The organism is Streptomyces beijiangensis, assembly GCF_017315755.1.
Classification (GTDB): domain Bacteria; phylum Actinomycetota; class Actinomycetes; order Streptomycetales; family Streptomycetaceae; genus Streptomyces; species Streptomyces beijiangensis.
Window position 1 is genome coordinate 373 of sequence record NZ_JAFLRJ010000200.1, and the last position, 9,191, is coordinate 9,563.

Annotated in this window: 11 protein-coding genes; 7 read left to right on the forward strand and 4 right to left on the reverse strand. The window is 70.0% G+C overall.

The features are described from left to right. The 5 genes from J0695_RS21470 to J0695_RS21490 form a co-directional block, all read left to right on the forward strand. Positions 1–948 (forward strand): acyl-CoA dehydrogenase family protein (locus J0695_RS21470; RefSeq protein WP_206963744.1); only part of this gene is annotated, 948 nt, incomplete at its 5' end. Between the two features lie 49 nt (positions 949–997). Continuing rightward, positions 998–2,542 (forward strand): 4-coumarate--CoA ligase family protein, encoded by a 1,545-nt coding sequence (locus tag J0695_RS21475; RefSeq protein ID WP_206963745.1) that lies wholly within the window; start codon positions 998–1,000, stop codon positions 2,540–2,542. Next, complete coding sequence (locus tag J0695_RS21480; protein WP_206963746.1) at positions 2,539–3,303, forward strand: enoyl-CoA hydratase family protein; 765 nt, start codon at positions 2,539–2,541, stop codon at positions 3,301–3,303. Before J0695_RS21475 ends, J0695_RS21480 begins: the two co-directional genes overlap by 4 nt. Further along, the gene (locus J0695_RS21485; RefSeq protein ID WP_206963747.1) at positions 3,291–3,878 is read left to right on the forward strand and encodes a TetR/AcrR family transcriptional regulator; all 588 of its coding nucleotides are present in this window, start codon (positions 3,291–3,293) and stop codon (positions 3,876–3,878) included. Before J0695_RS21480 ends, J0695_RS21485 begins: the two co-directional genes overlap by 13 nt. A gap of 53 nt (positions 3,879–3,931) precedes the next feature. Further along, complete coding sequence (locus J0695_RS21490) at positions 3,932–4,366, forward strand: MarR family winged helix-turn-helix transcriptional regulator (protein WP_206963754.1); 435 nt, start codon at positions 3,932–3,934, stop codon at positions 4,364–4,366. Here J0695_RS21490 and J0695_RS21495 read toward each other — a convergent pair. The 4 genes from J0695_RS21495 to J0695_RS21510 form a co-directional block, all read right to left on the reverse strand. Continuing rightward, on the reverse strand, positions 4,347–5,465 hold the full coding sequence (locus J0695_RS21495; protein ID WP_206963748.1) for an NAD(P)/FAD-dependent oxidoreductase: 1,119 nt from the start codon (positions 5,463–5,465) through the stop codon (positions 4,347–4,349). The two genes, J0695_RS21490 and J0695_RS21495, sit on opposite strands and share 20 nt — an antisense overlap. 103 nt (positions 5,466–5,568) lie before the next feature. Continuing rightward, complete coding sequence (trxA, locus tag J0695_RS21500) at positions 5,569–5,916, reverse strand: thioredoxin (RefSeq protein ID WP_206963749.1); 348 nt, start codon at positions 5,914–5,916, stop codon at positions 5,569–5,571. A gap of 12 nt (positions 5,917–5,928) precedes the next feature. Next, positions 5,929–6,324, reverse strand: coding sequence for a MerR family transcriptional regulator (locus J0695_RS21505; protein WP_206963750.1), 396 nt, complete (start codon positions 6,322–6,324; stop codon positions 5,929–5,931). 114 nt (positions 6,325–6,438) lie between these two features. Further along, positions 6,439–7,539 (reverse strand): citrate synthase 2, encoded by a 1,101-nt coding sequence (locus J0695_RS21510; RefSeq protein WP_206963751.1) that lies wholly within the window; start codon positions 7,537–7,539, stop codon positions 6,439–6,441. A gap of 439 nt (positions 7,540–7,978) precedes the next feature. Between J0695_RS21510 and pdxH the strand changes: the two genes are divergently transcribed. Together pdxH and J0695_RS21520 are read left to right on the forward strand one after the other, a co-directional pair. Next, complete coding sequence (gene pdxH / locus J0695_RS21515; protein WP_206963755.1) at positions 7,979–8,602, forward strand: pyridoxamine 5'-phosphate oxidase; 624 nt, start codon at positions 7,979–7,981, stop codon at positions 8,600–8,602. Positions 8,603–8,945: 343 nt separating this feature from the next. Further along, positions 8,946–9,191 (forward strand): PAS domain-containing protein (locus tag J0695_RS21520; protein ID WP_206963752.1); only part of this gene is annotated, 246 nt, incomplete at its 3' end.

The following is a 9,191-nucleotide window of genomic DNA, read 5'->3' on the forward strand; positions in this document are numbered from 1 at the left end:
CTCGAAGAGTTGGGCGCCGCCGGCTGTCCCCTCCTCATGATGGTCGTCTCGCCCGCCATCTGCGGCACCGTCATCTCCCGCTTCGGCACCGAGGCTCAAAAGCAGCAGTGGCTCCCCGGCCTCGCCGATGGCAGCCTCACCATGGCCTTCGGCATCACCGAACCCGACGCCGGCTCCAACTCCCACCGCATCACCACCACCGCCCGCCGCGACAAATCAACGGGAGACTGGCTCCTCACCGGCCGCAAGGTCTTCATATCCGGCGTCGACATCGCCGACGCGACCCTCATCGTCGGCCGCACCGAGGACGCGAAGTCCGGCCGCCTCAAGCCCTGCCTCTTCATCGTCCCCCGCGACGCCCCCGGCTTCGGGCGCTCCCAGATCGACATGGAACTCGCCGCCCACGAGAAGCAGTTCGAGCTCACGCTCGACGATGTACGTCTCCCCGCCGACGCCCTTGTCGGCGACGAGGACGCCGGTCTCCTTCAGCTCTTCGCGGGCCTCAACCCCGAGCGCATCATGACCGCGGCCTTCGCGATCGGCATGGGCCGCTACGCCCTCACGAAGGCCATCGCGTACGCACGGACCCGCCAGGTCTGGAAGGAGCCCATCGGCTCCCACCAGGCCATCGCGCACCCCCTCGCCCAGGCGCACATCGAGCTCGAACTCGCCCGCCTGATGATGCAGAAGGCCGCCGCCCTCTACGACGCCGGCGACGACCTCGGCGCGGGCGAGGCAGCCAACATGGCCAAGTACGCGGCCGCCGAAGCCTGCGTCAAAGCCGTCGACCAGTCCGTCCACACCCTCGGCGGCAACGGCCTCACCCGGGAGTACGGACTCGCCTCCCTCATCACGGCGTCCCGGGTGGCCCGCATAGCCCCCGTCAGCCGCGAGATGATCCTGAACTTCATCTCCCACCAGTCCCTGGGCCTCCCCAAGTCGTACTAGCAGGCGGCATTCTGACGCTTACTCACCCACATCACCCCAGGGGGCTGTCATGGTGTTCCGCAGCGAGTACGCAGATGTCCCGGCCGTCAACGAGCCCATCCACGAGGCGGTCATCGGCCGCGCGCACGAGTACGGCGACACCCCAGCCCTCATCGACGCGGTGACCGGCGCCACGCTCAGTTACGCCGAGCTGGACGCCGCCCACCGCCGTACCGCGGCGGCCCTCGCCGAGGCCGGTCTCCGCAAGGGCGACGTCCTCGCCCTGCACAGCCCCAACACCATCGCCTATCCGACCGTCTTCTACGGCGCCACGCGCGCCGGCGCCTCGGTCACCACGGTCCACCCGCTCGCCACGGCGGAGGAGTTCGCCAAACAGCTCCAGGACTCCTCCGCCCGCTGGATCGTCACGATCTCCCCGCTCGTCGAAATCGCCCGCAGGGCAGCGGAGTTGGTGGGCGGCATCGAGGAGATATTCGTCTGCGACCGCCCCGGGGACCTCAGCTCGTCAGGACCCGTCCCCGACCCCCCGATCGACCCGGCCACGGACATCGCGGTCCTCCCGTACTCCTCCGGCACCACGGGCACCCCCAAGGGCGTCATGCTCACGCACACCTCCATCGCCACCAACCTGGAGCAGATGCGCCCGCTCGCCCCCATGAACCCGGGCGACCGCATCCTCGCGGTCCTGCCCTTCTTCCACATCTACGGCCTCACAGCCCTCATGAACGCCCCGCTCCGCTGCGGCGCGACCGTGGTCGTCCTCCCGCGTTTCGACCTGGACCAGTTCCTCGCCACGATCGAGCGCCACCGCATCACGGGGCTGTACGTCGCCCCGCCGATCGTTCTGGCCCTGGCGAAACACCCGGCCGTCGCGAAGTACGACCTTTCCTCTCTCGCCTACATCGTGAGCGCGGCCGCACCACTCGACTCCGCGCTGGCGGTGGCCTGTTCGCAGCGGCTCGGGCTTCCGCCGGTCCGTCAGGCGTACGGAATGACCGAGCTGTCCCCGGGCACGCACATCGTGCCGCTCGACGCGCAGAACCCGCCCCCGGGAGCCGTCGGCAAGCTCGTCCCCTCCACCGAGATGCGCATCCTGACCCTCGACGACCCGTCGAAGGACGCGGCCCCCGGCGCGGAGGGCGAGGTCGCGATCCGCGGCCCCCAGGTGATGAAGGGCTACCTCGACCGGCCCGACGAGACCGCCGCGATGATCGACCCCGACGGCTGGGTCCACACGGGCGACGTGGGCCGCGTCGACGCCGACGGCTGGCTGTTCATCGTCGACCGGGTGAAAGAACTCATCAAGTACAAGGGCTTCCAGGTGGCCCCCGCCGAGCTCGAAGCGCTCCTCCTCACCCACCCCGTCATCGCGGACGCGGCGGTCATCGGCGTGTACGACGAGGACGGCACCGAGCTCCCCAAGGCGTACGTGGTCCTCCAGCCGGGCGCTGCCCTCACCGCGGAAGACGTGATCGCGTACACCGCCGAGCGCGTCGCCCCGTACAAGAAGGTCCGCCGTGTCGAGTTCATCGACGCGGTGCCGCGCGCCGCATCCGGCAAGATCCTCAGGCGCCAACTCAGGGACAAAGAATGACACTTGGCGGTGTTCGATATGACGGTGGTCAATATGTGCGTACGGAGCACGAGCGCGGGATCACCACCCTCACGCTGGACTCCCCGGCGAACCGCAACGCGCTCTCGGCGGCCCTGGTCGCCGAGCTCGCGGCGGCGCTCTCGGCCTGCGACCCCACCCCCACCACCCGAGCGATCGTCCTCACCCACACCGGCTCCACCTTCTGCGCGGGCGCGGACCTGAAGGCGCCCCCGGACCCTGCTGCCTTCGTCGCCCTGCTCCGTACGATCGTGGAGCACCCGAAACCGGTGGTGGCCCGGGTGACGGGCCATGTCCGTGCGGGCGGCCTCGGCCTCCTGGCCGCCTGCGACATCTCCGTCGCGGGCCCCGCCGCCACCTTCGCCTTCACGGAGTCGCGCCTGGGCCTGGCCCCCGCGGTCATCTCCCTGCCCGTGCTCCCGCGCATGGACCCGCGCGCGGCGGCCCGCTACTACCTCACCGGAGAGCGCTTCGACGCGCACGAAGCCGCCCGGGCCGGACTGATCACCGAAGCGGCGGACGACCCCAACGCCGCCCTCGCACCCATACTCTCCGGTCTCCGCCGAGCCTCCCCCAAAGGCCTGACCGCATCGAAATCCCTGGTCACGGCTACGATCCTGGAGAACTTCGACCGCCACGCCGAAGCCCTCACCGCCCTCTCCGCGTCCCTCTTCTCCTCACCCGACGCCCATGAGGGCGTCACGGCCTTCCTCGAACGACGGGATCCCGCATGGGTGTTGTGACCTCCCCGAAGCAGGACCGCAGCCGCGCCACGCGCCAGCGCCTGCTGGAGGCTGCGGTCGGCTGCCTCGCCGAACACGGCTGGGCGGGCTCCACGGTCTCCGCCGTCGCGGAGCGCGCGGGTGTGTCCCGGGGCGCCACGCAGCACCACTTCCCGACCCGCGAGGACCTCTTCACGGCGGCGGTCGAGTACGTGGCCGAGGAGCGGTCCAGCGCCCTGCGCGCGCTCCCTTCCCAGGACCGCCGCACGGTGGTGGCGGCGCTCGTCGACCTCTACACGGGCCCGCTGTTCCGCGCCGCACTCCACCTCTGGGTGGCGGCGTCGAACGAGCCGCAACTGCACGCCCGCGTCACGGAACTGGAAGCCCGAGTCGGCCGCGAGTCGCACCGCATAGCCGTCGAGCTCCTCCGCGCCGACGAGTCGGTCGACGGCGTACGGGAAACGGTCCAGGGCCTCCTGGACATGGCCCGCGGCCTGGGCCTGGCGAACCTCCTCACCGACGACACGACCCGTCGCGACCGGGTCGTGGCCCAGTGGGCGCGGCTCGTGGAGGAGTCGCTGAGCAGTAGTTCGTAGTGCGAAATCTTCTGCCGTATTCTGGCGGAATGGGGAATACAGAAGAAGGCCGGATGGGAGTCGTCACCGCACTGGTGCGCACTTCTTTCCTGGTGAACGCCGTGTACGCCGAGTCGGGCCGGCAGTACGGACTGACGCCCCAGCAGGGCCAGTTGCTCTGCGTCCTGATGCCGCAGCCGTACGGAATGAGCGAGCTGGGCACCATGCTGGGCCTCGCCAAGTCCAGCCTCACCGGACTCGTCGACCGCACCGCCCGGCACGGGCTGGTGCGCCGCGAACCCGACCCGCAGGACCGGCGTGCGGTCCGCGTCGCGCTCACCGGCGAGGGTGCCGGCCTCGCGGAGAAGTTCTACGCCGACACCTGCCGGCGCATCGACCTGCTGCCCGCCGGACTCGCCGACGACGACCGCGACAAGCTCGCCGAGCTGCTCGGCCGGGTCGTCGTCGACAACAAGGTGCCCGTGGTGTTCAAGGAGTCGGACGAGTAAGACCGAAGAGCTCCACGAACCGGCCGGTGAACAGATCCGCCCCCTTGTACTGGGCGACCGCCTCCGCCGGGAGGATCGAGGGGCCCTCGGGCGTCGGCACCTGGCCGACCCCGCCGCTCGGTCCCAGCGGCAGCAGTACCGACGGGATGGCGGACGGCTCGTACGTGGCCGCGGGCTCCTCGCCCCTGACCTGCGCGATGATGTTCGCCGCCACCACCTCGGCGTGCTTCATCGCGTACCCGGCCATCTTGGCCTCGGCGAGTGCGGTGATGTCGCCGAGCGCGTAGATGTGGCGGTGCCCCTCGACGTTGAGCGTCCCGGTCACCCTGACCTGGCCCTGCGGGGTCCGCTGCGCGATGCCGCCGTCCGCGAGGAAGTCGCCGTTGACGCTCACTCCGTAGCAGCGGAACCAGAGGTCGGCGGCGATCTCGCCGCCGCCGGTTGTCCGCACCGAGAAGGCTTTCGTCCGGCCGGGCTCGGTCGGCGGCTCCTCGGCCAGTGCGGTCGACAGCAGCAACTCCACTCCCAGCGCGTCGAGTTGGCGTCGCAGTTCGTCACGCAGCTCCTGCGTGAACGTCGGCATGAGCTGGGCCGCCGGGTCGACGACGACCACGTCCTTCTCCGGCCAGACCGCCTTGATCTCACCGGACAGCTCAAGGCCGACAGGCCCCGCGCCGACGATCAATACCCTTTCCGCGCCCGCGAGTTCCTCGTGCGTGGCGTGGAGCCGTTCCAGAGCTTCGTCGCTGGAGTCGGTGTCCATCTTGGCGGGGAAGGGGTAGCCGGATCCGGTGGCCAGGACGAGGTAGTCGGCGGCGATCCGCTCCCCGGAGGCGAGTGTGACGCCTTCGGTGTCCACGGCGACCGCGCGTTCGCGGACCACCCTGCCCCGCTGGAGCAGATTGTCGTACGGGAAGAAGATGTTGCCCGCCCAGCCGGGCCGTACGAGTGCGCGCAGCGAGCCGGCGGCGTGCACGAAGGCGTCCTTGGGGTCGATCAGGATGACATCGGTCTCGGCGTCGAGGGCCTTGGCGACCGCGGCGCCTCCGTAACCCCCGCCGATGACCGCGACCGTGCGACTGCTCTTGCGACTGCTCATGGTTCCCCACTCCCGGATATGTGAAATATCGTTCGCACCACGAACCATACTCGTTCGTGGTGCGAACTGTAAATCCCGGAAAGGGTGCGGAACCGAGCGGAGGTCAGATCTCGACCACGTCCGCGAGCTCCTGTACGAGCTTGCGCTGCGGGCGGGCGCCCACCATCGACTTCACCGGCTCACCGTTCTGGAAGACCATCAGCGTGGGCATCGAGAGGACGCCGTACGCGGCCGGGGTCGCCGGGCTGGTGTCCACGTCCAGCTTCACGATCTTCAGCCGGCCCCCCGCCTCCTCCGCGATCCGGTCGAGCACCGGCGAGAGCATCCGGCAGGGCCCGCACCAGGCGGCGGTGAAGTCGACCAGCACCGGGACGTCGGAGGCGAGGACCTCGTCGGCGAATTCCGCATCGGTGATCGTGAGGACAGGGGTCGGGGTGGTTGTCTGCGGCATGGAACGTCTCCTTCAGGCGTCGTACGGAGTGAGTTCGCAGCGGGGCTCCGGCGCGGCAGCGGCCTCGGCGCGCACCAGCTGGGCGCCGACCTGGTCGCGTACCTCCTGCAACCGGGCGATCACCCCGTCCAGCTCGGCGAGCTTCCTGCGGTACACCTCAAGGGAGGCCGGGCAGGAGTCGCCCTCGGGGTGGCCCGAGCGCAGGCAGTCGACGAAAGGACGCGTCTCCTCCAGGTCGAAACCGAAGTCCTGGAGGGTACGGATCTGGTGCAGCAGCGCCAGATCGTCCTCGTCGTAGTCGCGGTAACCGTTGCCGGCCCGACGGGCGGGGAGCAGTCCGCGCGACTCGTAGTAGCGCAGTGCGCGCGTGGTCATGCCCGCCCGGTCCGCCAGTTCTCCGATGCGCAAGGTCCCCGCCTGCCCTTCTGTGTCGTCGCGTACGACGGTAGACCTTGACGCCGACGTCAAGGCCAGCGTCCCGGCGCACGGTTCGCACGCCGGGACCGCGGCAGGCTCCCGCCGTCAGCGGGCGATGCCGTCGTACCCCTCGATGTCGCGCGGGTCCCGCGAACCGGGGCCGATGTACCGCGCGGACGGCCTGACCAGACGGCCCGTGCGCTTCTGCTCCAGGATGTGGGCCGACCAGCCGGCCGTCCTCGCGCAGGTGAACATCGACGTGAACATGTGCGCGGGGACCTCGGCGAAGTCCAGCACGATCGCCGCCCAGAACTCGACGTTCGTGGCGAGCACCCGGTCGGGGCGCCGCGCGTGCAACTCCTCCAGGGCCGCCTTCTCCAGGGCCTCGGCGACCTCGAAGCGCGGGGCGCCGAGCTCCTTGGCCGTACGGCGCAGGACGCGCGCCCGGGGGTCCTCGGCGCGGTACACGCGGTGGCCGAAGCCCATCAGCCGCTCGCCCTTGTCCAGGGCCTGCTTCACGTACGCGGTCGCGTCCCCGGTCCGCTCGATCTCCTCGATCATGCCGAGGACTCGGGAGGGAGCGCCGCCGTGCAGCGGGCCCGACATCGCGCCGACGGCCCCCGACAGCGCGGCGGACACGTCCGCGCCCGTCGAGGCGATGACGCGTGCGGTGAAGGTGGAGGCGTTCATTCCGTGCTCGGCGGCGGACGTCCAGTAGGCGTCGACGGCCTGCACGTGCTTGGGGTCGGGCTCGCCGCGCCACCGGATCATGAACCGCTCGACGACGGACTGCGCCTTGTCGATCTCGCGCTGCGGGACCATCGGGTTGCCCTGTCCGCGGGCCGACTGGGCGACGTACGAGAGTGCCATGACAGCGGCCCGCGCCAGATCGTCGCGGGCCGTCTTCTCGTCGATGTCCAGGAGCGGTTTGAGGCCCCAGACGGGCGCGAGCATGGCGAGCGCGGACTGTACGTCGACCCGGATGTCGCCGGAGTGGACGGGGATGGGGAACGGCTCGGCGGGCGGCAGACCGGGGTTGAACGCCCCGTCGACCAGCAGTCCCCAGACATTGCCGAAGGAGACATGGCCGACCAGGTCCTCGATGTCGACGCCCCGATAACGGAGCGCTCCACCCTCCTTGTCGGGTTCGGCGATCTCCGTCTCGAAAGCGACTACTCCCTCAAGACCAGGTACGAAGTCGGACATCAGGCGGCTCCTCGTGATGTGTGCGACAGACAGAAAAGGGGGTGTGGGGTCACCCCGCTCATGCCCCATGCGGCGAGTGGTCACCCCACCGTTTTCGTCAGAAGGGCACAGCGGCCCGCCCCAGAGTTTGGCGGGTCCGGACGGGTGCGGGGAAGCGTGACATCCGGCACACGCCGCTATTCGCGGAGAATCCGGCAGGGATCGGTGGGAACGCCCTGCTTGCGCTGCTGGGGGTCCGGGGGTCGCCCCCCGGGAAGATGCGGTATCCGGCACACGCCGCTATTCGCGGAGAATCCGGCAGGGATCGGTGGGAACGCCCTGCTTGCGCTGCTGGGGGTCCGGGGGTCGCCCCCGGGAAGATGCGGTAGCCGGCACACGCCGCTGTTCGCGGAGAATCCGGCAGGATGTGCCCGTGCCGAACGATCTCGATCCCGCCGCCATGCGCGAGCAGTACCGCACCACCGTCCTCGCGGAGACGGACCTCGCCCCCACCCCGATGGACCAGTTCGCGCGCTGGTTCGAGGACGCCGCGACCGGCGGGCTCCACGAGCCGAACGCGATGGTCGTCTCCACGGCGACCCCCGAAGGCCGCCCGTCCTCGCGGACCGTCCTGCTGAAGAAGTACGACGCCGGGGGCTTCGTCTTCTTCACGAACTACGCGTCGCGCAAGGGCCGTGAGCTGGCCGCCAATCCGTATCTCTCGCTCCTCTTCCCCTGGCACCAGATCGCCCGCCAGGTCATCGTCACCGGCGCGGCGGCCCGCATCCCGCGTGAGGAGACGGCCGCGTACTTCCGCAGCAGGCCGCACGGCTCGCAGTTGGGGGCGTGGGCGAGCGCCCAGTCGACGGTGATCGGGTCGCGCGAGGAACTGACCGACAAGTACGAGGAGTTGGCGGCCCGCTACCCGGAGGGCAGCGAGGTGCCGGTGCCGGAGGGATGGGGCGGCTTCCGGGTCGTACCCGAAGCGGTGGAGTTCTGGCAGGGGCACGAGAACCGGCTGCACGACCGCTTGCGGTACGTGAGCGAGGGCGCGGGGTGGCGCGTCGAGCGCCTCTGCCCTTAAGGGCGCGCGGACATGCAGAAACCCGCGGGTTCTGTTTCCTCTTCCCGGGAAGAGGAGCCGGACGGACGATACCGGCGAACCCGCGGGTCGGTGACTGCTGGGTATTACGGCCGACGGTCTGTCGGCAGGTGCGACGACGGGCGTCAGCCCGCAGCCACCTCGCTGGTCCGATAAGAAATCACTTCTCGGATCACCTCCTTTCGGCGTGACGCCCACAGTAGGCACGCCCCCTCCGGCCCACAACCAATTAATTTGGCAAAGCACGGTGTGGGGTGGGTCACGTTCGCGTTGAATGATCGGGTAGACGTCACATGCGGCGGACACGTCCTGCAGGGGGTACAGGATGAGTGCTTCCCGGATCGAGCCCGAACACGAGCAGCCCACCAGCGATCTTCTCGCCGCGCTGCTCGACGGCATGGACGCGGCTCTCTGCGCCTTCGACGCGGAGGGTGTGATCACCCACTGGAACCGCGAGGCCGAGCGCATCCTCGGCTGGCCGCCCGAAGAGGCCGTGGGCCGGCGGGGGTTTGCGGGGTGGGCGGTGAGGAGCGCCGACGCAGACGAGGTGCAGGGGCGGCTGATGGCCGTG

Excerpts from the sequence above, each read along its gene's own strand:
- J0695_RS21510 (WP_206963751.1), bottom strand. The coding sequence starts at position 7,539 with ATGTCCGACTTCGTACCTGGTCTTGAGGGAGTAGTCGCTTTCGAGACG.
- J0695_RS21480 (WP_206963746.1), top strand. The coding sequence starts at position 2,539 with ATGACACTTGGCGGTGTTCGATATGACGGTGGTCAATATGTGCGTACG.
- J0695_RS21490 (WP_206963754.1), top strand. The coding sequence starts at position 3,932 with ATGGGAGTCGTCACCGCACTGGTGCGCACTTCTTTCCTGGTGAACGCC.
- trxA (WP_206963749.1), bottom strand. The coding sequence starts at position 5,916 with ATGCCGCAGACAACCACCCCGACCCCTGTCCTCACGATCACCGATGCG.
- J0695_RS21495 (WP_206963748.1), bottom strand. The coding sequence starts at position 5,465 with ATGAGCAGTCGCAAGAGCAGTCGCACGGTCGCGGTCATCGGCGGGGGT.
- J0695_RS21485 (WP_206963747.1), top strand. The coding sequence starts at position 3,291 with ATGGGTGTTGTGACCTCCCCGAAGCAGGACCGCAGCCGCGCCACGCGC.
- J0695_RS21475 (WP_206963745.1), top strand. The coding sequence starts at position 998 with ATGGTGTTCCGCAGCGAGTACGCAGATGTCCCGGCCGTCAACGAGCCC.
- pdxH (WP_206963755.1), top strand. The coding sequence starts at position 7,979 with ATGCGCGAGCAGTACCGCACCACCGTCCTCGCGGAGACGGACCTCGCC.